At 74.2% G+C, this 23,704-nt stretch carries 21 protein-coding genes; 4 read left to right on the forward strand and 17 right to left on the reverse strand.

The annotated features are described in order from the left end of the window. The first annotated feature begins 122 nt into the window (after positions 1 to 122). Entirely contained in the window at positions 123 to 1,013 is an 891-nt protein-coding gene (locus LC193_RS06135) for a PhzF family phenazine biosynthesis protein (RefSeq protein WP_226072311.1), read from the forward strand. Positions 1,014 to 1,035: 22 nt separating this feature from the next. On the opposite strand, the gene LC193_RS06140 is transcribed toward LC193_RS06135, so the two are convergent. The 8 genes from LC193_RS06140 to LC193_RS06175 all read right to left on the reverse strand — a co-directional run bounded on the left by LC193_RS06140 (position 1,036) and on the right by LC193_RS06175 (position 8,612). Next, entirely contained in the window at positions 1,036 to 2,091 is a 1,056-nt protein-coding gene (locus LC193_RS06140; RefSeq protein WP_226078497.1) for a zinc-binding dehydrogenase, read from the reverse strand. Positions 2,092 to 2,170: 79 nt separating this feature from the next. Continuing rightward, positions 2,171 to 2,440: a DUF1876 domain-containing protein gene (locus LC193_RS06145; protein WP_226072314.1), complete on the reverse strand. Its 270-nt coding sequence runs from the start codon at positions 2,438 to 2,440 to the stop codon at positions 2,171 to 2,173. Positions 2,441 to 2,538: 98 nt separating this feature from the next. Beyond that, entirely contained in the window at positions 2,539 to 3,531 is a 993-nt protein-coding gene (locus LC193_RS06150) for a polysaccharide deacetylase family protein (RefSeq protein WP_226072317.1), read from the reverse strand. Between the two features lie 518 nt (positions 3,532 to 4,049). After that, a complete protein-coding gene (locus LC193_RS06155; protein WP_226072320.1) occupies positions 4,050 to 5,480 on the reverse strand; it encodes a glycosyltransferase family 2 protein in 1,431 nt (476 codons plus the stop codon). Beyond that, positions 5,477 to 6,739, reverse strand: a complete 1,263-nt coding sequence (locus LC193_RS06160) for a nucleotide sugar dehydrogenase (protein ID WP_226072322.1) — start codon at positions 6,737 to 6,739, stop codon at positions 5,477 to 5,479. Before LC193_RS06160 ends, LC193_RS06155 begins: the two co-directional genes overlap by 4 nt. Positions 6,740 to 6,982: 243 nt before the next feature. After that, positions 6,983 to 7,336: an Asp23/Gls24 family envelope stress response protein gene (locus tag LC193_RS06165; protein ID WP_226072325.1), complete on the reverse strand. Its 354-nt coding sequence runs from the start codon at positions 7,334 to 7,336 to the stop codon at positions 6,983 to 6,985. After that, positions 7,333 to 8,043: an Asp23/Gls24 family envelope stress response protein gene (locus tag LC193_RS06170; protein ID WP_226072328.1), complete on the reverse strand. Its 711-nt coding sequence runs from the start codon at positions 8,041 to 8,043 to the stop codon at positions 7,333 to 7,335. Before LC193_RS06170 ends, LC193_RS06165 begins: the two co-directional genes overlap by 4 nt. Continuing rightward, positions 8,034 to 8,612: an RNA polymerase sigma factor gene (locus tag LC193_RS06175; RefSeq protein ID WP_226072330.1), complete on the reverse strand. Its 579-nt coding sequence runs from the start codon at positions 8,610 to 8,612 to the stop codon at positions 8,034 to 8,036. Before LC193_RS06175 ends, LC193_RS06170 begins: the two co-directional genes overlap by 10 nt. A 193-nt stretch (positions 8,613 to 8,805) precedes the next feature. Here LC193_RS06175 and LC193_RS06180 point away from each other — a divergent pair, with 193 nt between their 5' ends. Together LC193_RS06180 and LC193_RS06185 are read left to right on the forward strand one after the other, a co-directional pair. Continuing rightward, on the forward strand, positions 8,806 to 9,351 hold the full coding sequence (locus LC193_RS06180; RefSeq protein WP_226072333.1) for an Asp23/Gls24 family envelope stress response protein: 546 nt from the start codon (positions 8,806 to 8,808) through the stop codon (positions 9,349 to 9,351). Between the two features lie 135 nt (positions 9,352 to 9,486). Next, positions 9,487 to 10,461 carry a YihY/virulence factor BrkB family protein gene (locus LC193_RS06185; protein ID WP_226072335.1) on the forward strand — a complete coding sequence of 325 codons (975 nt, stop codon included), beginning with the start codon at positions 9,487 to 9,489 and terminating at the stop codon, positions 10,459 to 10,461. Between the two features lie 19 nt (positions 10,462 to 10,480). Here LC193_RS06185 and LC193_RS06190 read toward each other — a convergent pair whose 3' ends face one another. The 3 genes from LC193_RS06190 to LC193_RS06200 all read right to left on the reverse strand — a co-directional run bounded on the left by LC193_RS06190 (position 10,481) and on the right by LC193_RS06200 (position 13,085). Continuing rightward, a complete protein-coding gene (locus tag LC193_RS06190) occupies positions 10,481 to 11,122 on the reverse strand; it encodes a ScbR family autoregulator-binding transcription factor (protein ID WP_226072337.1) in 642 nt (213 codons plus the stop codon). 133 nt (positions 11,123 to 11,255) lie between these two features. Continuing rightward, positions 11,256 to 12,026 (reverse strand): glucose 1-dehydrogenase, encoded by a 771-nt coding sequence (locus LC193_RS06195; protein ID WP_226072339.1) that lies wholly within the window; start codon positions 12,024 to 12,026, stop codon positions 11,256 to 11,258. A gap of 348 nt (positions 12,027 to 12,374) precedes the next feature. Then, on the reverse strand, positions 12,375 to 13,085 hold the full coding sequence (locus tag LC193_RS06200; protein ID WP_226072341.1) for a ScbR family autoregulator-binding transcription factor: 711 nt from the start codon (positions 13,083 to 13,085) through the stop codon (positions 12,375 to 12,377). A 357-nt stretch (positions 13,086 to 13,442) separates the two neighbouring features. Here LC193_RS06200 and LC193_RS06205 point away from each other — a divergent pair, with 357 nt between their 5' ends. After that, entirely contained in the window at positions 13,443 to 15,149 is a 1,707-nt protein-coding gene (locus LC193_RS06205; protein WP_226072343.1) for a SpoIIE family protein phosphatase, read from the forward strand. Between the two features lie 18 nt (positions 15,150 to 15,167). On the opposite strand, the gene LC193_RS06210 is transcribed toward LC193_RS06205, so the two are convergent. The 6 genes from LC193_RS06210 to LC193_RS06235 all read right to left on the reverse strand — a co-directional run bounded on the left by LC193_RS06210 (position 15,168) and on the right by LC193_RS06235 (position 23,654). Next, entirely contained in the window at positions 15,168 to 16,115 is a 948-nt protein-coding gene (locus LC193_RS06210) for a phosphotransferase family protein (RefSeq protein ID WP_226072344.1), read from the reverse strand. Between the two features lie 216 nt (positions 16,116 to 16,331). Next, the gene (locus LC193_RS06215) at positions 16,332 to 18,530 is read right to left on the reverse strand and encodes a BTAD domain-containing putative transcriptional regulator (protein WP_226072345.1); all 2,199 of its coding nucleotides are present in this window, start codon (positions 18,528 to 18,530) and stop codon (positions 16,332 to 16,334) included. Positions 18,531 to 18,802: 272 nt separating this feature from the next. Then, positions 18,803 to 19,975, reverse strand: coding sequence for an acyl-CoA dehydrogenase family protein (locus LC193_RS06220; RefSeq protein WP_226072347.1), 1,173 nt, complete (start codon positions 19,973 to 19,975; stop codon positions 18,803 to 18,805). 177 nt (positions 19,976 to 20,152) lie between these two features. Continuing rightward, positions 20,153 to 20,572 (reverse strand): YybH family protein, encoded by a 420-nt coding sequence (locus LC193_RS06225; RefSeq protein WP_226072349.1) that lies wholly within the window; start codon positions 20,570 to 20,572, stop codon positions 20,153 to 20,155. Positions 20,573 to 20,795: 223 nt separating this feature from the next. Next, on the reverse strand, positions 20,796 to 22,229 hold the full coding sequence (locus tag LC193_RS06230; RefSeq protein WP_226072351.1) for a flavin monoamine oxidase family protein: 1,434 nt from the start codon (positions 22,227 to 22,229) through the stop codon (positions 20,796 to 20,798). 669 nt (positions 22,230 to 22,898) lie between these two features. Further along, positions 22,899 to 23,654, reverse strand: a complete 756-nt coding sequence (locus LC193_RS06235) for an SDR family oxidoreductase (RefSeq protein WP_226072355.1) — start codon at positions 23,652 to 23,654, stop codon at positions 22,899 to 22,901. Positions 23,655 to 23,704: the final 50 nt, after the last annotated feature.

Consider the following 23,704-nt stretch of genomic DNA (forward strand, 5'->3'; position numbering starts at 1 on the left):
GGGTACGGACGTGACCAACCACACGCGCGACGCACACGCCGTGCTCAGGCGCGGGCGAGGCGGCGGCGCGCCGTTCGCCAGGACGCGGAATACGCGGACGCAGCCTGCCGGTTGGCCCCGGCATGACACACGACATCCTGCGGTACGCGGCGTTCACCGGCGACCCGGCGGGCGGCAATCCGGCCGGCGTGGTGCTGGACGCGGCGGGCCTCGACGAGGCGGAGATGCTGCGGATCGCGGCCGAGGTGGGCTACTCGGAGACGGCCTTCCTGACCCGCGCGCCCGAGGGCGGCGAGGGCGCGTTCGCGGTCCGCTACTTCAGCCCGCTCGCCGAGGTCCCGTTCTGCGGGCACGCCACCGTCGCGGCTGCCGTGGCCCTGGCGGAACGCGGCGCGCCCGGCGAGCTGACCTTCCGCACCCGGGCCGGCGCGGTCCCCGTGGCCGTGTCCGCGACGGACGGCGCGCCGAGCGCGACGCTCACCAGCGTGCCGCCGTATCAGGAGCCGGTGGACCCGGCCGACCTGGCCGAGGCGCTCGCGGCCCTCGACTGGGCGGCCGGCGACCTCGACCCGGAGCTGCCGCCCCGCATCGCGTTCGCCGGGGCGCGGCACCTGGTGCTCGGCGCCGGGACGCGGGAGCGCCTGGCCCGCCTCGACTACGACGCCGAGCGCCTGGCCGCGCTGATGCGGCGCCTCGACCTGACGACGGTGCACCTGGCGTGGCGCGAGTCGCCCGCCGTGCACCATGTGCGCAACGCCTTCCCCGTGGGCGGCGTGGCCGAGGACCCGGCGACCGGCGCCGCGGCGGCGGCCTACGGCGGCTACCTGCGCTCCCTCGGCCTGGCCGCGCCCCCCGACGTGCTCACCCTGCACCAGGGCCACGACCTCGGCCGCCCGGCCCTGCTGACGGTCACGCTCTCCGCGGACGCCCCGGGTGTGCGCGTGCGCGGCACGGCCGTGGCCATCCCGTCCGGGGGTCGAGATCAGGACCGGGACGAGGGGCCGGCCGCCTGACGGGGGACTCGGCCGGCGGCCCTCACGGCACGACGACGATCTTGCCCACGTGCGCGCCGCGCCGGAACTCCTCCTGCGCGGCGTGGAGTTCGCCCAGGGGGAAGCGCGCCGCGACGCGCGGCCTGATGCCGCCGGTCGCGGCCAGCTCCGCCAGGGCCGCGAAGTGGGCGCGGGTGTGCATCGACGAGCCGATGAGGCTGAGGTTGTGCAGGTACAGGCGGCGCAGGTCGAACCGCACGACGGGGCCCGCGACGGCGCCCGCGATCACCCAGCGGGCGCCTTCGCGCAGCGTGGGCAGCAGCCGTTCCGGCCACGGCCCGCCCGCCACGTCCGCGACGGCGTCGAGTCCTTCGGGGGCCAGCGCCCCCACCTGGCGAACCAGCTCCTCCGGGTCGGTGTCCCGGTCGAGGGTGGCCTCGGCGCCCGCGTCGCGCAGCTCCGCCGCCTTGGAGCCGCTGGTGAGGGCAAGCACCCGCGCCCCGCGCGCGGCGGCCAGCTGCACGAGGGCGAGTCCGACGCCGCCGGACGCCCCGGTCACCAGCACCGTCTCGCCGCCCGCGAGCCGGGCGCGTTCGAGCATGCCCATCGCCGTTCCGTAGGCGACGGGCAGGGCGGCGAGTTCCTCGTCGGACAGCGGCGACGAGGTCATGTCGTGCAGCCTGGCGGCCTCCACGGCCACGTACGCGGCGAATCCGCCGTCCGCCTCGCTGCCCAGCAGCCCGACGGGTGGCGCGTCCTCGTGCTCGTCCGCGTAGAAGGCGGGGTCGACCAGGACCCGGCGGCCCGTCCACTCCTCGGAGACGTCCTCGGCGACCGCGGCGACGACCCCCGCGATGTCCCCGCCCTGGATGCGCGGGAAGTCCAGCGGCCCGCGCCAGCCGGCCTCCGCCTCGGGGCGGCCCGGCAGCCCGTAGGCGCCCTCCCTGGTCCACACGTCCGTGTTGTTCAGCGCCGCCGCGGTCACCCGCACGAGCACCCGGCCGGGGCCGACGGCCGGCACGGGCCAGTCGGTCCTCAGTTCGAGTGCGTCGGGGCCCCCGTGCCTGACCAGGACGGCGGCGGTCATCAGGTCGTTCATCATCGCTCCATGCTGCTTGCCGTTCCCCCGCCCCGCCCGGCGGGGGCGGATCCCCGGCCGGGCGGGGCGGGCGGGGGATTCAGGTCTTCAGGTGCCGGACGGGCCTGCGGGTGCTCGACTCGATGTCCTGCACCGTCAGGTGCACCAGCTGGTGCGAGAGCTCCGACAGGGCGCGGGCCACCGCGAGTTCGCGGCCGATCGCGGGGATGTGCGGGTCCTCGGGGTTGGCCCTCGCCGTGCCCTCGGCGACCAGGACGGTGTCCGGTTTGCCCTCAAGCCTGGCTTCCGCCCGCGTCATCCGGTTCTCGGTGTCGATGGACACCCGCACGTGCCATGTCTCGCTCGGCATCTGGCGCTCCCTGCTGCTCGTTCCCGTCGTCGGTCGGACCTCGTGACATTCCTGGGTTCCTCGGATCGCGCGTTCCATGTCCCCCGGGCCCGGGTCGGTCACGCCCCCCGCGCGGCGGGCGCCACGCGCAGGACGTCGAGCACGGGCCAGGGCACGTCGGGCCCGGCGCGCGAGGCGGACACCGCGACGCCGCCGGTGCCGGGCTCGGCGCGCGCGGTGCTGGTCAGCCGCACCCGCCCGTCGGCGACGACGGTGGTCCGGCCGCCGCGCACGGTGACGTCGAGCCGGTGGGACGTGCGGCGCGGCAGGGCGCGCTCCGCGCGCGTCGTGCCGTTCTCGACGATGCGGACGCGGTGGTGGGAGACCCGGATCTCGACGGGCGAGGCGCCGCCGACGCGGGCGGTGAGCCCGAACGTCGCGCCGCCCGCGGTCAGGCCCGAGACCTCGGCGCGCACGGTGTAGTCGTCCCAGTCGGCGCTCGCGTGCGGCGCGTACGACGCGTACTGGTGGCGGCCGGTCGCGGGCCGGTGCGGGCCGCCGCCGGGGAGTTCGCCCGGCCCCGGCGGCCTGCGGTCGGCGGCGAGCCAGCGGCCCGGATCGGCCAGCAGGTCGCCGCCGGGCGGCACGGGCGTGCGCCGCGCCACCTCGCGGACGAGCGCGTCCGCGGTGGTGGTGGCGAGGACTTCGAGCCGCTCGAACCGGCCGCCCGCGGCCGACCTGCGGCTCGGCGGCAGCGGCCGTTCCGCCTGGTTGGTGAGGGCCGCGGCGAACGTGTCCCGGATCAGCTCATCGGGGAAGCCGCGCTCGTCGGAGTACGGGTAGGAGAACAGCTCGGGCCTGGGCAGGCGGTGCTCCGCGAACGCCGCGAGGGAGCGGTCGATGTCCTCGCGCACCCCCGTGGCCGGCGCGCCGCCCGGCTCCCGGTCGTGCAGGTCGTGGCTGTGGCTCTGGAAGTCCCAGCGGCCGGACGCGCGCATGCGCGCGATCTCCTCCCAGGACAGGTAGTAGGGCCGGTGCCTGCCGACCCGGCCGGTGATGAGGAACGCCGACCCGTGCGCGCCGTGGCGCCGCAGGACGGGGTCGGCGTGCACCCACAGGCCGCCACAGGCCGCGCGTTCCGTCGTCGAACGTGAGCAGCACCCCGCGCGGCGGCAGCGGTCCGCCCTCGGCCCACGCGGTGAACTCGTCGGCGGTGAGCGTGCGGTAGCCGGCGGCGGTGAGGGCGGTGAGGTGGGCGTCGAGGCGTTCAGGACGCACGGTGTAGGGGCTGTCGCCGGGACCGATGTCGTGGTAGGCGAGGACCACGGGCGCGGCCCGTTCCGGCAGCCCGGCGCCGGCGGCGCGCCAGGCGGCGGTGCGGGCCGGGTCGGCCGCGGGCTCGGGCGCGTCGTCCTGGGCGGCGACGGGGTCGCCGGGTTCGTGCAGGTGCCAGGCCGCCGCGAACGGCGCGGCCAGCACGGCGGCGGCGGCCAGGCCGAGGCCGGCGCGCAGCAGGCGCGTGGTGCTCACGGCAGGGGCCACTGCGGCAGCCGGCCGCGGCACAGGACGAAGGCGTAGAGCGCGGCGACGGCGAGTGCCGCGGCGGCGGAACGCAGGGCGGCCGGGACGTTCACGCGGCACTCCTCGACCAGGTGGCACGGCGGATGGTGAGCAGGGACCACGGCAGCAGCCAGGCCAGGACGGTCGCCGACAGCAGGCTCATCAGCGGGCGGTAGCGCCAGCGCGTTCCCGGGTGGTCCAGGCGGAAGGCCAGGCCCCACACGACTCCCTTGAGCGCGACGCCCGCCAGGTACAGGACGGTGAGCGCCCACAGCCCGGCGGCCGGGGCCCACACCAGGTGCCGGACGGCCATGGCGGGCGCGGCGAGCACCCACAGCACGTGCCCGTAGTAGAGGGCGGCGGCGCCGGGGCCGCGGCGCCACATGAAGGTGCCGGTGAAGAAGACGTTGCGGATGAAGCTCTTCTTCCAGCGGATCTGCTGGCGCAGGAACGGCCGCACGCGGGCCGGGACGGTGGTGCGCACCTCGGCGGAGCGCACGTAGCCGGTCCGCCAGCGCCGTTCCGGGTGGTCGGTGCCGCGGACGAACGGCGAGTCGGCGTGCCGCTCCTTCAGGCGCCGGCCGACGCGGAACTGGCCGAGGACGTAGGCGGTGAGCTGCCGGTCGGTGGCGAAGCGGAAGTCGCGGCCGAGGAAGCGGTCCTCGGCCCAGGCGGGCAGGTAGTTCCACACGGCGTCGCGGCGGAACACCGCGAGCGGGCCCGACACGCAGGTCACGGAGCCGAAGACCGACTCGGCGCCCTTGGCGACGCGGAACTGCCCCTCGTACCAGACGTCCTGGACGCGGGCGAGCAGGGACGCGTCGGCGTTCAGCGCGCGGGCGTGGCCGCTGACGGCGCCGAGTTCGGGGTGCCGGACGAGGGCGTCGACGCAGCGGCCCAGCGCGTCGGGCGCGAGCAGGCAGTCGGAGTCGGTGAACGCGAGCACGTCGCCCTCCGCGCAGGCGGCGGCCCGCACCAGGGCGCGCTTCTTGCCGACGTTGCGGTCCAGGTACAGGACGCGGATGGGGAGTTCGGCGGAAAGGGCGCGCAGCACCTCGGGCGTTCCGTCGGTGGAGGCGTCGTCGACGACGACGATGTCGAGCCGGGGGCAGTCGCCCGCCGCCATGGACCGCACGCACGCCTCGATGTGGTCGCGCTCGTCCCGGACGGCGAGCAGGAAGGTGACGCGGGGGCGGGGCGGCAGCGGCGGGAACCGCTCGGCGGCCCGGCGCGGGCGGCGGCGCAGGGTCCGCGTCGCGGGGTCGTCGTAGTGGCCGTAGGCGATGAACAGCATCGCGGTGGTCACGGCGAGCACGAGGAACCCGTAGCCGAGGACGAGCGGTCCGCCGGGCAGGCGGGGCGCCTGCGCGGCGAGCAGGACGAGCAGCGGAAGCAGGGCGAGGAGGGTGAGCAGGCGGCGCAGCGCGTGCCGCACGCCGTCGTCGGCCGGCAGGGCCCCGGGGGCGCGGTCGAGGCGGTGGGCGCGGGGGGCCGGAGTCATACCAGGTACCGCTCCTTGACGCTGTCGAGCCGGTAGGTGGCGTCGAGAACGGGCCCGCGCCCTTCGAGCCAGGTGAGGTCGTGCCCCGGGTGGGCGGTGTGGACGACGACGAGGTCCCAGTGCTCCGCGGCCGGGTCCTCGCGGTGGCGCAGCGTCCGGCCGTTCACCCGCAGGGCGGGGATCAGCGGGTCGGTGTAGGCGATGTCGGCGCCGGCCGCGGCCAGGTCCTCGATGAGGTGCAGCGCGGGCGATTCGCGGTGGTCGGCGACGCCCGGCTTGTAGGCGACCCCGGCGATGAGCACGCGCGCGCCGGGCACGGGGACGCCGTGCGCGGCCAGCACGTCGCGCGCGCGGCGCGCCACCTGGTGCGGGCGGGCGGCGAGCGCGGCCATGGCCGTGTCGACGAGCGGGGCGGGCACGCGGGCGGCGCGCAGCTGCCACAGCAGGTAGTGGGGGTCGCAGGGGATGCAGTGGCCGCCCGCTACCGGACCGGGCCGGAACGGCAGGAAGCCGTACGGTTTCGTCGCCGCCGCGTCGACGACCTCCGTGATGTCGAGGTCCAGGTGTCCCGCGATGGCGGCGAACTCGTTGACCAGCGCGATGTTGACGGCCCTGAAGGTGTTCTCCAGGAGCTTGGTCAGCTCGGCCGCCTCCGGGGAGCCGACGACGTGGACGCGGTCGGCGACGGGTTCGAGGAGCGCGGCGGCGCGGCGACCGCACTCGGGGGTCGCGCCGCCGACGACGCGGGGCGTGGCGTGCTGCGGGTGGTCGGCGTTGCCCGGGTCGATGCGTTCGGGGGCGCAGGCGACGAAGACGTCCTGGGCGACGGCGAGCCCCCGGGCGGCGAGCGGTTCGATCAGCAGTTCACGGGTGGTTCCGACCCAGCTGGTCGACGCGAGCACGAGAATCTGCCCGGGGGACGCGTGCCGGACGGCGGCGGCGCAGGCGGCGCGCAACGCGCCGGGGGCGGGCACCCGGTGGCCGTCCACGGGGGTCGGCACGCAGATGACGACCGAGCCGACGCCCGCGAGTGCGGCCGGATCCGCGGTGAGGGTGAACGCGGGGGAGTCCGCGTGCGCGCGCAGTCTGGCCCGGTCCTCGGGCAGGAGGTCGGCCGTTCCCGCCCGCACGGCCGCGAGCCGGGCGGGGTCGGTGTCGAGGCCGATGACCGATCGCCCCGCGGACAGCAGCGCGAGCGCGGTGGGAAGGCCGACGTAGCCGAGGCCGACAACCGCCACGGGCCCGGAAGACCATCGCATGACTTGCCCATCTGCCGACGGAAGGAGGAACTCCGGTTTGGTTCCGTCTGCGGAACGTACCGCCACAAACGATCACATGGCGATATTTCCGGTCGATAAGCCCGGCGATTCCGCCGGTCCAGCGTCTTCCCGCCGCCGCGCGAGCCGCCCGCGCCGGGCGCGCCGGGCGCGTTCCCGAGCTCGCGCGCCTCCCGCGCGCCGGGCGGGCCCGCGGGGCCGGCACGCGCGGACCGGTCCCGCGGGTCAGGCGATGCCGGTGACGGTCACCGTCACCCGGACGCCGGGCGGGCCCGCGGGTCCGCCCGCCGCGCCCGTCTCCTCGGCGACGGCGCGCAGCACCGCCGCCCGCACGGACCTGGTCACGTCGAGCGCGCGGTGCCCCCGGCGCGTGGCCAGCTCGATCCTGATGTCCCAAGCGCCCGGCGCCGCATCGCGCCTGACCCGGATCGCGCCCGCCCCGCGCGGGCCGCGCCCGGCCCGGCCGCGCAGCAGGTCGCCGAACCCGGGCCGCAGGAACGCCACTCCTGGCACGGCGACGGCCGCCGAGGCGGCGGCAGCGCGCACCCGCGCGTCGAGATCCGCAGAACGACCGCTCACCGGCTGCCTCCCTCGTCCGCGCCCGCCGCGCCCCGCGCTTCCCCGGGTTCTCCGGGGCCCCCGGGTTCGGCGGGTCCCCCGGATTCCTCCGGTTCCCGCGCCATGGCGGGCCACACGCCGTCCTCGGGCTCCAGGATGTCGACGACCACGATGTCGATGGCCGACACGGCCAGGCCGATGGCCTCGCGGGCGGCGCGCGCGACGCGTTCGCGCACCGCTTCGGCCAGGCGCGGCACGGTCCAGTCGGGTCCTGCCGCCACTTCGAGGCGCACCAGGACAGGGGCGCCGCGCCCGGCGGCCCGCGGGTCCCCCGGCGTGACGCGGCAGCTGCCCGCGCGCACGCCGGGCAGCGACTCAGCGGCGGCGCGGAACGTCTTGGCCGCTGCGGCCTCCACGATCCACGCGTCCTCGTCGGGCTCGCCGAGCGGCAGGGTGCGTCCCGGCCGCAGTTCGAGCCGCACGATGTCCATGACGCGCGCGGTGACCGCACGGGCGTCGGGCGCCCCCCGCGGGCCGGGCGGGGCGGCTCTGCTCTGCTCGACGAACGCGCCGAGGGCGCGCATCTCCGCCAGGGCGGCCGTGCAGTGCGGGCACCGCGCGTAGTGCGGGTCCTGTTCCGCCCGGCCCTCGTCCCAGTCCTCCCAGACCTCCATCAGGGACCGGCCGCAGGGCAGTTCGTCCGGATCGAGCGGCTCGTTCAGCGCCATGCTTCCATCGCCTCCGTCAGGTAGCGCCTGGCCCGGAAGATCCGGCCGCGCACGGCTTGGTGGCTGATGCCCACCGTGTGCGCGATGTCCTCGTACGACAACCCGTGGAACTCGCGCAGCACCCAGCAGGCCCGCTGTTCCGGTGACAGGCCGCCCAGGGCCGCGTGCAGCGCGCGGACCGCCGCCGTCGACTCGGCCGTCCGCGCGGGCGAGACCAGGTGCTCCGGCGCGGCCGGCTCCGCCACGGCATCGAGCGGCGCGGTGGGCCGCCGGGCCCGCAGCTGGTTCAGGCAGCGATTGGTGACGATCCGGTACATCCAGGTCCTGAACGTCGCGTCGCCGCGGAACTCGGGCAGTCGGCGCCAGGCGCTGACGAACGCCTCTTGGACCGCGTCCTCCGCGTCCGTTCCGCCGCCGAGCAGGTGACTGGCCAGCCGCAGCAGTTCGGGCCCGTGCCGCCTGACCAGCGCCTCGAAGGCATCCTCGTCCCCCTCCCCGGCCCGTGCCGCGAGCAGGGCGTCGTCCACACCGCCGGCGCCGCCCACCGCGGCTCCAGCCACCTCGGCCACCCGCTGAACTCCTTCCGGCCGCGGGAAGATCCCGTTCGAGCCCGATAGAACACCACAGATCCCGGGCACCCGGAAGGCCCGGGACACCCCGCGGAAAGACGCGAGAAAATACGGAATCGCGCGTGACGATCCACGGCGGCCGGTGTCCAACAGGGTGTCAGAGCGACATCGGACCGCAACCGGAAGGTACGCCATGGCAACGAGGACCGCTCCCGCTCCCACCGTCCCCGCCACGTCCGCCACATCCGCCACGTCCGCCGGGGAACCGGCGGCGCCGGAGCGCACCGCCGGCCGGAGGCCGGACGCCGGCACCACGGTCAGCGAGGGCAGCGCGGGCACGCGGGAGCCGGCCGCGACGCGCGGCCGGACCTCCATCGCCGCCGGCGTGGTGGAGAAGATCGCCGGACTCGCGGCGCGCGAGGTGCCCGGCGTGTTCGCGCTCGGCGGCACGCTGTCCCGTACGCTCGGCGCGGTCCGCGACCGGGTGCCGGGCGGCGGGCACGCCGGCGCGAGCCGCGGCGTGTCGGTCGAGGTCGGCCGGCGGCAGACGGCCGTCGACCTGGACGTGATGCTGGAATACGGGGTCCCCATCGACGAAGTCGCCCGCGACATCAGGGAGAATGTCATCGGGGCCGTCGAGCGCATGACCGGGCTCGAAGTCATCGAGGTCAACATCTCCGTCGTCGATGTCCGTCTCCCCGACGAGGAGGCAACCGCTCACGAGCCGCGCGTTCAGTGAGGTACCGGGACCCACGCGCGCGCCACGGCGGCCGGGCGCACTGGACGCAGCGTCCCTCCCCCGCTCTCGGGGTCATCGCCGTGTCCGTCGCGGTCTGGGCGGTCGCGGTACTCGGCTTGACGACGAGGTGAGTTGATGCGTGACCGAAGGCCGCGCGCCCGGTGGGTCGTCGCGCTGCGCCGCACGCCCGTGTCGCTGTGGCGCGACGACATCGACCACTGGGCCGCCGCCCTGACGTACTACTCGGTGCTCGCGGTGTTCCCCACGCTGCTGGTCGCGATGTCGGTGACCGGGCTGGCCGATCCGGTGGCGGCGAAGGACCTGATCGGCGAGGTGACCTCGCTGCTGCCCGCGGGTTCGGGCGAGGACGTCAGGGCGGCGCTCGAAGAGCCCGTCGGCCAGCGGCCGGCCGCCTGGCTCGTCATCGCGGTCGGTTCTGCCAGCGCCTGGCTGTCGGCGTACAACTACCTGAGCGTGTTCCGCCGGGTGTCGCACGGCATGCACGACGTCGTGGACCGCAGGCCGCCGCTGCGTACCGTGCCCCGCACCATGCTGGCGGCGCTGCTGCTGCTCGGGCTGCTGGTGTGCAGCGCGACGGTACTGGTCCTGACCGGCGGCGCGGTCCGCTCCCTGGCCTGGCTGCTCGGCATAGGCGAGGCGGGCACGACGGCCTGGAACGTGCTCAAGTGGCCGCTGCTGCTCGTCCTCGTGACGAGCCTGGTGCTCATGCTGTTCCGCTCAGGTCCCGGCGGTGCGGGCTCGGTGCGGCGCGCGGCGCCGGGCGGCGCGCTCGCCGTGCTGCTGTGGCTGGTGGCCTCGGTGGGTTTCGCCCTGTACGCCTCAAGCGTGCCGACCTACAGCCGGCTGTACGGCTCGCTCGCGGGCATCATCGTGTTCCTCGTCTGGCTGTGGGTGTCCAACCTCTCCCTCCTGGCCGGGGTGCAGTTCAACGCCGAACTGGCCAAACTGCCTCGGGACGCGCCGCGGCACGCGGCCGGCCGGACGGCGCCGCCGCCGGGCGCGCCGCCGCCGGGCGGCCCGGTGGCACCGCCCGCCCGGCGGCCCGATGGGCGCGAGCCCGTCGCCCACGGCCGCGGCGACCGCGGCTGACGGGCGGGCGGTGCCAGGCTCAGTCCGGGCGCGCGGCCCGCGCCGCGAGGAGCCTGGCCGGGCGCTGCGGCGACAGGTCGAGCCGGACGGCCACGCCCGGCACCGCGATGCTGGGGATCATCATGCGCAGCAGGTGCGCGACCTCGGTGACGAGCGCGGGCGAGGGGGCGACCGACGCGGAGACGACCCCGATGCCGGTCCAGGAGCCGACGAACAGCCGGGCGGTCTCCACCGAGGAGACGTGCGGGAAGACCTCCCCGCGCTCCTTGGCCCTGGTGAGCAGGCGCGCCCCCAGGTCGATCCAGTCCGGCCAGCGGGTGCCGAACGCCGCGCGGGCCCGCTGGTCGATGGACAGCCGCAGCGCCGCGCTCAGCAGCGGCTCGCGCGGCAGGCGGTGGGCCAGCAGCAGCCCGGCGTCCACGAACTCCTGCATCGTGAACTCCTGCTCGCCCAGCCCCTCGGTGGTGACGGCCTCGGCGAGCACGCTGCGCGCCAGGTCCTCCTTGGAGCCGAAGTGGAAGTACAGCGCGCCGCGCGTGACATCGGCCCGGTCGAGGATCTGGGCGATCGTGGACGCCTCGTAACCGCACTCGTCGAAGACGGCGGCCGCCGCCTCCAAAATCGTTCTGCGTGTCCTGATCGCCCGGGCCTGCCGCGCCACCGTGTCCGCCCCCGTCCGCCGATCGCCCCGCCTGCCGGCACCCGCCGCAGTGTAGTGCCGGCCGGTTTCGGCGCGGTCTCGCTCGCCGGGCCGGGCGGGGCCGGCTCGGGGCGGCCGTGGGCGGGCCCGCGGCTCAGTGGTTGACGAACCCGCCGTCCACCGGGACCACCGCCCCCGTGACGAACGACGCCCGGTCGCTGCACAGCCACGCGGCGGCCTCGGCGACCTCCTCGGGCTCCGCGGTCCTGCCCTGCGGCGTCGACGCGTGTGCGAGCCGCCTCAGTTCCGGATGGCGCGCGAACCAGTCGTCGATGATCTCGCTGCGCGTGGTGCCGGGCGCGATGGCGTTGACCCGTATCCCCTGCCGCGCGTACTCGTCCGCCGCCGCCCGGGTCAGGCCGATCACCGCGTGTTTCGACGCGATGTAGGGCGCGGCCGTCGGGATGGCCACGAGCCCGGCCACGCTGCTGTTGTTCACGATCGCGCCGCCGCCGTGCTCCAGCATCGCGCCGATCTCGTACCGCAGGCAGTTCCACACGCCGCGCACGTTGGTGTCCATGATGGTGTCGTAAACGTCGTCGCCCATCAGGTGCAGCGGCGTACGGTCCCCGCCCACTCCCGCGTTGTTGAAGCACGCGTCCAGCCGCCCGTACCGCTCGGTGACCCGCGCCACCGCGCGCGCGACGTCCCCCGGAAGCAGCACGTCGCACACCGTGTAGGCCGCTTCCGCGCCCTGGGCGCGCAACTCGGCGGTCAGCGCGGCGAGTCGCTCCTCCCGGCGCGCGGCGAGCATCACCTTCGCCCCCTGACGGGCGAAGACCCTGGCCGCGGCGGCGCCTATTCCACTGCTCGCCCCGGTAATGAAAACCACCTTGCCGGCAAGAAAGCTCCCGTCTCTCTCCATGCCGCGAAGCGTACCGCGCGGTCGGTGACCCCTTCCTTTTCAAGAAGGCCACGTCGGCCATCTTTTCCCCAGCCGCGGGAAAACAGGCGCAAAACAACACCACACCCGAAGGAACGCCCGAAGGACGACACGGCGGAAAAGGGAAATCCACCAGCTCTCGCCCGTACCCGCCATGGCCATTCTTGGTACGTGATGGCGGGGTAAGTCAACCCGTGCGCCGTGCCCCCGGCATACGCCACGGGGAAACGTCGAGGCCACGGGGAACGGGTCGGCCGCGCGGTGCGCCGGAGCGCGCGGTCACGCGCGGCGCCGCCCGGCCCCGCGGGTGGCGCCGCGCGCGGCCACGCGTCAGCCGGCCGGCCCCCGCCCGGCCGCGCTTCCGTCGCCCGGCGCGCGCCCGGGGGCGCAGCACACGTCGGGCGGCGGCCCGCCCTCCCCGGCGCACGCGGGCGGAGCGGTCCGCAGTTGCTCCTGCGCCTCCGCCCTGACCAGCACGGACAGCAGCAGCGTCCACATGGACGTGGCCTGGGCGGCCACCTCCCGATAGGGCACCCCCCGCCACGCCGTCGCCTCGGTGCCCGCGATCAGCGCGGCCACCAGCGTCTCGGCGTCCTCCTGCGCGACGCCTTCGTGCAGGACCCGCTCGGCCCGCGCCTGGCGGAGCAGCCGCCAGGCGGCCGACACGCAGGCGAGGTGGTAGTCGATGACCTGCTGCTCCCGCCCGGCGCGTTCACGGCCGATGCGCAGACTCGCCCTGACGGTCGGCTCGGCCGACATCCAGCAGGCGAGCGAATGCGTGAGATCGATGAGGGTCTGAAGCGCTGACGCATTGGCGCCGCGCAACTCTTCAATCGTCACGTTCAGCAGGTCGCAACTGCGCTGCTGGACCTGCTGGGCGAGTTCCGTTTTCGAAGCGAAATGGAAGTACAGCGCACCCTTCGTAACCTGGGCATAACGACTGATATCACTCATCGTGGCATCGGCATAGCCGTACTTGTCGATCACCTCGGCCGCTGCCGCCAATAACCTATTGCGCGTACGTTCGGATCTCTCCTGCACCGCCGGTCATCTCCCCTACAACCCAGTGCCGGTCTCGGACGCTACAAGATTAAACCGTTCATGCGGTTTGTAAATGCCCTATCCGAGAAGTGGAGTCGTGCGCGCGGGGCGCCCGGCGAGCAGCTGGGGGCCGGCGCGCACCGGGCGCACGTTTCGCCCCGGTCCGCTCGGCTGCCGCTCGCCGCCCGCCGTGGGCGCGGGCGCGTCACGAACCCGCGCGCCACCCCGTCCGGACGAAGGCCCGGCCGCCGCAGCGGGACGCGCGCGCCGTCGGGCGCGACCGCCGGAGCAGGCGTGGCACGATCGGGGAACGGGAACCCGACCTCCGGCCGGCGCGGAGGCCGAACGGAGGACCACGTGGCCGAGGAAAGCAACCAGCCGCTCGCGGCGGACGCGGAGTTCTGGCACGCGCTCTTCGTTCAACTGGGCACTCCCCTGGCCGTGGTGGACGCCGACGGGCGGATCGCGGCGGTGAACGCGGCCGTCGAACGGCTGCTCGGCCGCGCCGCGAGCACGATGGCCGGGCAGGACCTGCACTCCCTGCTGCACCGGCACGCCGATGAGGACGCCGACGCGGACGGGCCGTGCGCGCTGCGCCGCGCGCTCGCCCGGCGGGCGGCGGCCCGCGGCGCGGAGGACGGCTTCTTCGACAGCGCGGGGCGCCTCGTTCCCGTCGCCTGGTCGACCACGCCGGTGACCCGTGCGGGCGCGTTCCTCGGCACCGCCGTGCTGTTCACCGACATCACGGCCAGCCGCAGCGCGGACCGGGCCAGGACCGCGCGGACCAGCGCGCTCGAAGACCTCACCGACCGGCTCACCCTGGTGGCCGAGGTGACCGCGGTGCTCACCCAGACGCTCGACACCGAGGAGAGCCTGTCCCGGCTCGGCCGCCTGCTGATCCCCCGGCTGGCCGACTGGACCGCCGTCGACTTCCGCACCGGGGGCGAGGTGCACCGGGTCGCGGTCACCGGGCCCGAGGGCAGGGAAGCGGGTCAGGAGGAGTGGCACGGGCCGCTGCCCCCCGTGACCTCGCGGTCCCGTTCGGCGCTGGCCCGCGCCCTGCACGGCGGTGAGGCCATCGTGCAGGGCCCCGAGGAGATCGCGGCGCCGCCCGACTCGCCGCTGGCCGCCGTGCAGGCCGGCTTCCTCAAGGCCGTGGGCGCCACCTCCGTCGTCGTGGTGCCCCTGGGCTCGGGCGGGCAGCTCACCGGCGCCCTCACCCTCGCGCGCACCGACCCCGCGCGCCCGTACAGCACCGAGGACGTGAAGGTCGCGGCCGACATCGGCCGCCAGGCCGGCGTGACCCTCGACAACACCCGCCGGTTCGGTCGCCAGCGCGACGTCTCGGAGGCCATGCAGCGCAACCTGCTCGCCCCGCTGCCCCGCCCCGGCCGGCTGCGCCTGGCCGCGCGCTACGAGCCCGCGCCGGCCGGCTCCCAGGTCGGCGGCGACTGGTACGACGCGTTCGTCCTGCGCGACGGGGTCACGGCGCTGGTCATCGGCGACGTGGTCGGACACGACCTGACCGCGGCGGCGGGCATGGCCCAACTGCACGGCATGGTGCGCTCTTTGGCGTGGGACCGCACCGAGCCGCCGGGGGCCATCGTGGACCGCCTGGACGAGGCCATGCCCGCCATCACGACCGTCTCCATGGCCACGCTCGTGCTCGCCCGCGTCGAGGGCCGGGGCGACGGCCCCTGGCAGCTGTGCTGGACCAGCGCCGGCCACCCACCGCCCCTGCTGACGACGCCCGACGGCAACGCGCGCTACCTGGAGGACGGGCAGGGCCTGATCCTCGGCAGCGGGCTCGGCACCGGCCTCGGCAGCCGGCCGAGCGCGTCCGCGCCGCTGCCGCCGGGCGCCACCCTCCTCCTCTACACCGACGGCATGGTCGAGACCCCGGGCACGGACCTGGACACCGGCCTCGGCCGCCTGCGCCGCCACGCGGGCGCCCTCGCCGGCGAACCGCTCGACGCGTTCTGCGACCTGCTGCTGACCCGCCTGCCGCCCGGCGGCACGGACGACGTCGCCCTCCTCGCGCTGCGCGTGCCGTCCGATGACTGAGGGCGGCGGGAGCGGCGTTCAGGCTCCCGGCCCGGCCGCGCCGCGGTTGAGGAGCGCGGCACACCAGCGGAAGTGCCCGTCGCTTCCGTCCGTGGCGAACAGGTCGTACGTGGTCATGGCGTAGGCCGCCTGGTAGAGCGCCAGGACCTCGGGGTCGTGGCCGAGTTCGGCCGCGAACAGGCCGGTGAGCACGGCGGTGTGCTCGGCGGCGTGCGGCCCGTACATGTCCCACACGGCCGCGGTGACCGCCGCCTCGAACGCGGGGTCGCCCGCGGTGGTGAAGAATCCGAAGTCGAGCACGGCGGCGGGGCGCCCCTCGCCGTCCACATGGATGTTGGGCGGTACGAGGTCCCCGTGGACGACCGTGACGGGCGTGTCCCCGAGCGCGTGCAGCGCCTCGACGGTCCGCGACACCCGGCCGGTCAGGCCCGGGACGTGGGCGGCGAGCAGCGCGCCGTGGCGGTCGGTGGCCCGTTCGACGAGGGCGGCGAGGGCGGCGGGGAAGCGCGTGTGGCCCCGCCACAGCGGGCGGTCGTCGCCCTGCACGCTCAGGCGCCGCATCGCCTCGGTGCCCGGGACGGTGGCGAGGGAGCGCAGCACCGTCAGCAGGGCGTCGGTCTCGCGGGACGGGATGCGGCGCTCCGCGGCTGCGCCGCCCGCCTCGTCGCGGAACGGCGCCCCGGTCAGCTCGCGTTCATAGGTCACGAGAACGCCCTCGTGCTCCTCGACCCCAAAGATCTCCGGCGTCCCGAAGGGCAGCGGGTGGCGCGCGATGTCCGCGTAGACCTGGCGGGTCAGGTCCAGGCCGGCCGGCGGCCTCCCGCTCCACACCTTGGCCACCAGCCCCTCGTCCAGCCAGTAGACGGCGCCCTCGACGCCGGCCGCGAGCGGCCGGGCGCCGGGGTGACCCCGGTCGGTGAAGTACGCGGTCCATGCGGCGGTGTGCTCTTGGCGGTAGGTGACCATGGGCGCAGTCTCCGTGCCCGACCGCCCGGGGCGCACTCCGTTTTTCTGAAGTTCCCCTCTGAGGTGTCCTGTGTGACTCTCCTCCGTGCCGCCGCGCATCTCTCCGCGCCCCCGTCCGCCACGCGCGCCCGTCCGCCACGCGCGCCGGGCACGCACGCCGGATCGCGCGTGCACCAGCGCCCGCTCGGGCGCCGTCCGGACGACGCGCGGGTCCGCTCAGCGCGGGGGCGTGGCCCGGTCGAGGGAGCCGAGCAGCCGGGTCATCGCGGCGCCTGGCGGACCCGAGGGGGCCGACAGGGTGATCGTGGTGGCGTGCTGCTTGCCGCCCGCCCAGTCCGGCCGCCGGACCAGCAGGTCGGGGCGGGCGCCCACGATCACGAACAGCGGCAGCTCGGCGAAGGACTCGGCCAGGTTCTCGACCGCGGCGAGCAGCGATCCCCCGGCCTGGTGGAGACCGTCCACGGCGACGACGAGCGGGCGGTGGGCGGCGGCCAGTTCGAGGAAGCGCCGCCAGGCCGTGCCCACCTCCTGCGCACGGTCGGGCGACGGCGCCCCATTCATCTCGTTCGCCCCGTTCGCCTCGTTCGCCTCGTTCAGCAGGGAACGCAGGGCCGCCCGCAGCCAGTCGCGCTCGGCGGCCGAGCCGACCAGCCGTTCCAGCGACTCCTCGAACCGGCGCCGCGCGGCCCCGGCCGGCTCCGCGCCGGACGGCTCGCAGTACGCGCGCAGGACCGCGCGTCTCAGCGCGTGTTCGTCGTCCCCCGGCTCGACGCGGACGAACGGCAGGCAGCGCACGGCGTCGCCGCCCGGTGCCCCGCCCGGCTCGTCGCCCTCCGCGACCGTCCGCCGGAACTGCGTCAGCAGCCGCGTCCGGTCCGCGTCGACGCCGCTGAGCACGGTCACCAGGTGCGGCAGCGACCGGTGGACCGTGCGCAGGAACAGGCCGTGCAGCAGCCCGAGTTCGCGCCGCAACGCCGCCTCGGGCACCGGCGGCGCGCCGCCGTCGCCGGCCGGGACGCCGTCCACCAGCCAGCGGACGGGGGTGCCCCGGATCTCCCGGTACGCGATGGTGTGCCGGGTCGCCTCGCGGGTGCGGTCGCACGTGAGAATGCCGCCCACGGGCACCTGGGGCAGCAGGAACTGGCAGTCGTCCACCAGCGCGCCGTTCACCGAGTAGGTCCCGCCCTCTTCCGCGGGCGGGCGCACCACGGCCTCGCCCGTGACGACCGCGCTGCGGACCGCGAGATCGCGGGCCAGCGGCGCCGGCCCGCCGGTGAGGCAGTCGCGCAGGGCCATGGCGCAGCGCACGGCCCGCTCCGCGCTCTCGTGCGGGTCCTCCCCCTCGCCGTGGCCGCCGAAGAGTCCGAGGATGACGGCGCCCATCTGGGCGGCCACCGTGCCGCCGAGGCGTTCCAGCTGCTCCCGCACGAGCGCGGTCGTGTCCTCGATGACCTCGTCGACGACCTCGGCGGCGGCGTCGTCGAACGCCGGGCCGAGCTGGCTGCACACCAGCAGCACGCTGACGCGGCGGCGCCTGGCCGCGCGGGCCGGCCGCGCCTGCGGCTCCTCCGCCCGCGCGGGCGCGGCCGGGCCGGCCGCGGCGACCGGCGCGGCCGAACGGGCGGCGGGCCCGCGCACGGCGGGCGGATCGGCCAGCAGGCCGGGCGCGTGGGTGAGGATGGCCCGCTGCAAGTCGCGCAGCTCGTGGCTCGGTTCGAGTCCCAGGTCCTCGACGAGCGCCGACCTGGCGCGGTCGTAGACGCGCAGGGCCTCGGCCTGGCGGCCGCAGCGGTACAGCGCGCGCATGAGCTTGCCGCATGTTCGCTCGCGCAACGGGTGAGCCTCGACCATCGCCTCAAGGTCGCCGAGTATCGCGGCGTGGCGTCCGCACTGGAGTTCGGCCTCGAAGTAGTCCTCCATGGCGTCGAGCCGCGCGTTCTGGAGGGTGGTGAGTTCCGGCCAGTTGACGCCGGCCTCCGCGAGGTCGGCCAGGACGGGCCCGCGCCACAGCGCGAGGGCGTCCCGCAGGAGCCCGGCCGCGGCGGCCGGCGCACCGGCCGACAAATGGTCCTGCCCCTTTTTCACCTGGTCGTGAAAAGTGTATAAATCGACGTGCGCGGGGTCCGCCTTGATCACGTACCCGGGGGCCTGGGTGAGCAGCGGCACCGCCGCATCGGTGCCTTCGGGCGGCGAGAGCGTCCGCCGGAGCGACCAGATCGCGTTCTGGAGTATTTTGCGCGCCGTGGTCGGAGTGTCGCGCCCGCTCCACATGGCGCCCAGCAGTCTGCTGGTCGGAACGACCTGGTTCAGGTGTAACAATAGATACCCGAGGGCCGCTCGCTGTTTGAAGCCGCCGAGGTCCACCGGCCGGTGACTTATTGTCACCTCCAGCGGGCCCAGCATCCTGAAACGCATGAATTCCCCCCGTCCGCGTGCGAGCTGAATGCTGTTACCGGAAGGCGCCGCGATGGTGACCAACGCGAGCCTACCAAACGGATTCTCACCCCTGTCAAACACGTATGCACTCAATGTATGCGCGGTCGGCGCGAGGGCTCGCCGGCGATTTCAGCGGGTGATTTATCGCGCGGGCGAAAGAGTTCGGGGCGCGGACCCGGCCGCGCCGGGGAACGGCCGCGCGGGCCCCGGGCGGACCCCCGCGGCCGTTCCCCGGCGGGACTGGACGGCCGTCAGAGGAACGGCGTCTCGGGGTCGTGCCCGAGCAGCACCCGCCCCTGGACCTCCAGGTTCGTGCTGGCGAGCAGCAGGCCGTGCAGGGCGAGGCCGCGCGCGTCCCGGAAGAAGCGCTGGAGCGGGACGTTGCGCTGGATGACGCTGGCGCCACCGGCCGAGTACAGGATGTCGACGGCCTCACGGCACAGGTCGATCGCGAAGGAGGTCTTGCCGCGCACGTGCGCCTTCTCCTCCTCGCTCGGCTCCCCGCCGGCGTCGGCGTGGCGCTGGAGCATCGCGGTCTGGTCGTCGAGCAGCGCGCGGGCGGCGGCGATCTTGTTGTGCGCGGTGGCGACCTGGATCTGCGTCAGCGGGTGGCTGCTCTGGTCCTCGTAGGACGTGTAGGTGATGCCGCGGCCCGGCACCCGCTCGCGGAACAGTTCGAGCGCGCCCTCGGCCAGGCCCACGTAGGTGCCCGCGCACACGGCCATGATGTAGCTGAAGAGGCGGTAGCCGCGGCCGGGCGTGACGGGCGCGGTACGGCCCGGCGTGTTGTTGAGGATGGCCGACTCGTAGCTGATGACCCGGTGCTCGGGGACGAAGACGTCCTTGGCCGTGGTGCTTGAGCTGCCGGTCGCGGCGGCGGCCGAGGTGTTCCAGTCGTCGGCGATGGAGAACTGGTCCATCGGCAGGATGGCGACCGCCTCGGAGTGCGACCCGTCCGCCTCCTGGAGTATGGCGGCGGCGATGTTCCAGTCGGCGCCGCGGCAGCCGGTGTTGAACCGCCAGGTGCCGTTCAGCAGGTAGCCGCCCTCGGTGCGGGTGAGGGTGCCGCTCGGCGTGAAACCGCCGGAGATGCGCACCGACGTGCCCGCGAACACCTCGTCCTGGGCGGCGTCGGGGAAGAGCGTGGCGAGACCGGCCGAGGACATCCAGACCATGGAGACCCAGCCGGTGGAGCCGCAGCCGCGGCTGATCTCCCGCAGCACATCGGCCTGTTCCGGCAACGACAGGTCGAGGCCGCCGAAGCGGCGCGGCGTGGCGGCGCGGAAGACGCCGGCCTTCTCCAGCAGGGCGATGTTCTCCTCAGGGAGCCACCGCTTGTCCTCGGCCTCCTGCCCGTTCGCGCGCAGCCGCGGAACGGCGTCCCGGATGGCCTCGATGACGGACTCGACCTCGCGCTCAGCCATGGTGATCCTTCCTCACAGTCGACGGTTTCTCCTCGCGATGGGCGGCGCGGCGGCGCGGGGCGGGCCCGGCCGGGTGCCGTCCCACGGGCGTCCGGCGCGCACGGGGGCGATACGGCCCCGGCTCACAGCGGCGCTTGGCAGGTGTACGCGCGGAGCCGATCGCCGTGCGGCCGGTGATTACACGGGGAGCTTGTCGGCCACCGGACGGTCGATGGCCATCATCCACTTGCCGTTCTCGACCCGCCTGAGCACGTCCGTGCAGGTGCCGTGGATCTTCTGACGCTCGCCCGCGTCGTTCGTGATTTCGAGGTTGAAATCGACGACGACGAGAATCGTGTCACCCGCGGTGTAGGCGTACTTGATGCTGGAGTCGAGACTGGGACCGGTGGCCAGGAATTGCTTGATGGCCTCGGTCCGCTCGTTCCCCGTGAGCGGCTTCCCTGAGAGGTTGGAAATCGCGTCGTCACGGTAGAGCCGGTCGAATGCGGCGCCGTCGCCCGAGTTGAACGCCCGGAGGAACACCGCGTTCTGGACCTCGGGGTCGTCCGTGAGGTCGAGATTGTAGAGATCGGTCTCGGTGGTCGTGTCGGTGGTCATGGCGAAAGTACTCCACCTTCCTAGAGGTTCCCGCGCCGGGAACGTGGTTCGAAGGTATTCGGGCGGGTCCACCCCCCGGTCACCCTCAGCTCATCGACGCGACCTCCCTGGCCGGTTTCCGGCGATGACCGCCGAGTGGGCCGTGGAAGACCGGGCGTTGCCGCCCCGCATCCCACGGCCCGCGAGTCACTTCGCCCCGGCCGCCGGCACCGTCACGGCACCGTCACGGCACCAGCGCGGCCACCTGCTGGGCGGCCGTGAAGCCGGACTCGATGGCCCCCTCGATGAAGGCACCGTTCCAGCCACTAGCGATGTCGCCGCCCGCGAAAACGATTCTTCCGTGCGGCTGCTGGATGGCGGGCAGCTGCTGGAGCAGGTCGCCCGGCCTGCGCATGCCCCAACCGCCGCGCGCCCACGGGTCGGCGCCCCAGTCCTGCGCCCGGTATTCGAGGACCGTGGCGCCGGGTATGTAGTCGCGCACGGCGCTCTGCACGGCGTCCTTGCTGGTCAGGTCGAGCGAGGGCCCGCCGAAGGCGATCATCAGGCGCGTGCCGTCGGGCAGGATGCGCTCGGGGAGCAGCATCTGGATCGGCGAGTTGACCGTGCCCTGCCCGTAGGTGGCGCTCGGGGTGCTGATCTGGATCCACAGCTTCGTCGCGTGGGCGACACCGAGCTTGTTCGTGGCCGCCGCGGCGTGCACCGGCGGCAGTCCTGGCCTGAAGTCGATGGAGCTCCACATGTTCACCGGCGTGGCCACGACGACCGCGGGCGCGGAGTAGATGCGGCGCCCGGCGGTGACCCGGACCAGTCCGCCGGATTCGACGACCCGCGTCGCCGGGCTGTTGTACACGACGGTGGCCGAGGAGTCGTCCAGCATCGAGTTCAGCAGCGACACCATGCCGCCGGTCGTGGGCTTCTGACTCATTTGCGCGTGCCAACCAGCGGAGGTGAAACCGCCCAGGGCCCACCACTGGGCGAGGGTCGTCATGGCGCCGCGGTTGTTGTCGGCCCCGACGTAGACGCTCGTGTACCCGCTCAGCCACGTGTTGTCCAGCGGCGACAGGTCGAGCTGGGCGATGCGGTCGGCGAAGGACAGCTGGTCGACCTCCGCGATCAGGTCGCTGCGGTACAGCGGGTCGTGCGGGCGCTCGAAGTACTGCTGCGAGCCCTCCATGAACTGCTCGACCAGCGGGTCGAGGCGTCCGACGGCCTCCTCGGGGGCCAGCGACTGGAAGCCGCTCTCACCCGGCATGACGTGCACGTCCGCCGCGGCCTCGGCCACGTACGACATCCCGTAGCGCTGGTACTCGGCCATCACGAGGTGCTGGTCCGGGCTCACCCAGCCGCCGCCCAGGTCTATCTGCTGGCCGAGGAAGGTGTCGGTCCATATCCGCCCGCCGAGGCGGTTGCGCGCCTCAAGGACCACCGGCTGCATGCCGCGGGCGCTCAGCTCCCGCGCCACGGTGCCGCCCGCGTAGCCGGCACCGATGATGATGACGTCGGACAGGACCTCCTCGTCCGCGGCCGAGGCGCGGCTCGGCAGCAGCGTGGCGCCGAACGACGCGGCGGCGGCGGAGGCACCCGCGGCCTTGAGCAGGGAACGGCGTCCGACGGCGCGCGGAGCCGTCGTTCTGTCGGCGGATCGACGAAGACTCATCAGAAAACTCCAATGCGACAGTGGCTGAAAATGCCTGATTGACTTCTCGGCGGCACGCGGCCATGACGGCTGGACGGCGCGCGCCTCGGGACGACGGACGGCAGCATCGGGCGATGCGCCGACAACGGGGTTGCGAGGACGTCGTCCTGGAAGGCGGGAAACAGGCAGCGGGCGATGGGACCCGGACAGGCGTCGCCGTTCTCCCGGCACGGATGACCTCTACGCGTGGCGCGAACGATTCGGGCGCACGCGGAGGAAGCCGGGAAGAAGTGGGGGGCGGCACACGTCGGTTACCGCCGTGCCGAAAGCCGGACTCCCGCGCTCTGGCGTCGGGAGCTGGCCCCCCTTACAGATACAGAATCGGCCGGATCACCGGTTCCGGAAGATCACCGAACCGCGCGTGATCATGCAACATGACTGCCCCCGTGGAAGGTCGAGACTGTACTCGTGCGTGAGCGCGGCGCCGGTCACTGCGCCATGCTCTGGCCACGACTATACATACCGCGATATCCAGACGCCCACGGTTCAGTAATTGCGAAATCTCTCTTGCGCGTTCGGGGCCGGAATGGACCTGAAAAAGGCAAGGGCGAGGTATCGGCGCCGCTTTCCGCGGTGCCGATGCCTCGCCCTGATGAAAAGCTGTGGAAGTAGGTGCCCTTGGGCCTGCTTTCAGCTCCCGAGACCCTGCGCGAAACCGCCGTCGACGGCCAGCTCGACGCCCGTGGTGTACGTGGCGTCGACCGCGAGGAAGAGGGCCGCGGTGGCGATCTCCTCGATGGTGCCGTGGCGCTTGAACGGGGTCGTCTCGTCACCCTGCTTCATGAACGCCTCGCGCTCCTCGGCCGACATGCCGGGGACACCCATGGAGGGGGTGTCGATGTAGCCGGGGGCCAGGGTGTTGACGCGGATGCGGCGCGGCAGGTACTCGGCCGCGAGCACCTGGGCTATCGCCGTCACGGCCTCCTTGGAGCCCGAGTAGGCGGTCAGGCCGGGGAAGATCGTGTCGTTGGACACGGTGGTGAAGACGATGGCGCCCTCGTCGTTCAGCAGCGGGTCGAGGCGCTTGACCGTGAAGAAGGCGCCCTTGGTGTTGATGGCGAACGCCCGGTCCCACATCTCCTCGGTCATCTCCTGGACCGGCGCGATCTCCGCGAGGCCGTGGTTGACGAAGAGGTAGTCGACGCGGCCGAGCTTCTCCTCGACCAGCGTGCCGAGCGCGTCGATGTCGGCCATGCTCGCGGCGTCCGAGCGGACGACGTGCGCCAGCTTCGAGTCGACCGCCGACCTGGCCTCCTCGATCTTCTTCTCGTTGCGGCCGGTGAACACGACCTCGGCGCCGCCGGCAACCAGGGCCTGGACGATGCCGAGACCCATGCCGTGGGTGCCGCCGGTGACGACGGCCTTCTTGCCTGCGAGCTTGCTCATTGCTGCCTTCCGGTTCCCAGAGGTGGTTACCGTCAGACTGTGCGCCGGGG

Source organism: Streptomyces marincola (genome assembly GCF_020410765.1).
Classification (GTDB): domain Bacteria; phylum Actinomycetota; class Actinomycetes; order Streptomycetales; family Streptomycetaceae; genus Streptomyces; species Streptomyces marincola.

Bases quoted from the DNA above. Each gene is read 5' to 3' on its own strand.
- LC193_RS06140 (WP_226078497.1), bottom strand. From the start codon at position 2,091: ATGAACGACCTGATGACCGCCGCCGTCCTGGTCAGGCACGGGGGCCCC.
- LC193_RS06145 (WP_226072314.1), bottom strand. From the start codon at position 2,440: ATGCCGAGCGAGACATGGCACGTGCGGGTGTCCATCGACACCGAGAAC.
- LC193_RS06160 (WP_226072322.1), bottom strand. From the start codon at position 6,739: ATGCGATGGTCTTCCGGGCCCGTGGCGGTTGTCGGCCTCGGCTACGTC.
- LC193_RS06135 (WP_226072311.1), top strand. From the start codon at position 123: ATGACACACGACATCCTGCGGTACGCGGCGTTCACCGGCGACCCGGCG.
- LC193_RS06220 (WP_226072347.1), bottom strand. From the start codon at position 19,975: ATGGCTGAGCGCGAGGTCGAGTCCGTCATCGAGGCCATCCGGGACGCC.
- LC193_RS06225 (WP_226072349.1), bottom strand. From the start codon at position 20,572: ATGACCACCGACACGACCACCGAGACCGATCTCTACAATCTCGACCTC.
- LC193_RS06185 (WP_226072335.1), top strand. From the start codon at position 9,487: ATGCGTGACCGAAGGCCGCGCGCCCGGTGGGTCGTCGCGCTGCGCCGC.
- LC193_RS06215 (WP_226072345.1), bottom strand. From the start codon at position 18,530: ATGCGTTTCAGGATGCTGGGCCCGCTGGAGGTGACAATAAGTCACCGG.
- LC193_RS06235 (WP_226072355.1), bottom strand. From the start codon at position 23,654: ATGAGCAAGCTCGCAGGCAAGAAGGCCGTCGTCACCGGCGGCACCCAC.
- LC193_RS06180 (WP_226072333.1), top strand. From the start codon at position 8,806: ATGGCAACGAGGACCGCTCCCGCTCCCACCGTCCCCGCCACGTCCGCC.
- LC193_RS06195 (WP_226072339.1), bottom strand. From the start codon at position 12,026: ATGGAGAGAGACGGGAGCTTTCTTGCCGGCAAGGTGGTTTTCATTACC.
- LC193_RS06230 (WP_226072351.1), bottom strand. From the start codon at position 22,229: ATGAGTCTTCGTCGATCCGCCGACAGAACGACGGCTCCGCGCGCCGTC.
- LC193_RS06210 (WP_226072344.1), bottom strand. From the start codon at position 16,115: ATGGTCACCTACCGCCAAGAGCACACCGCCGCATGGACCGCGTACTTC.
- LC193_RS06170 (WP_226072328.1), bottom strand. From the start codon at position 8,043: ATGGCGCTGAACGAGCCGCTCGATCCGGACGAACTGCCCTGCGGCCGG.
- LC193_RS06155 (WP_226072320.1), bottom strand. From the start codon at position 5,480: ATGACTCCGGCCCCCCGCGCCCACCGCCTCGACCGCGCCCCCGGGGCC.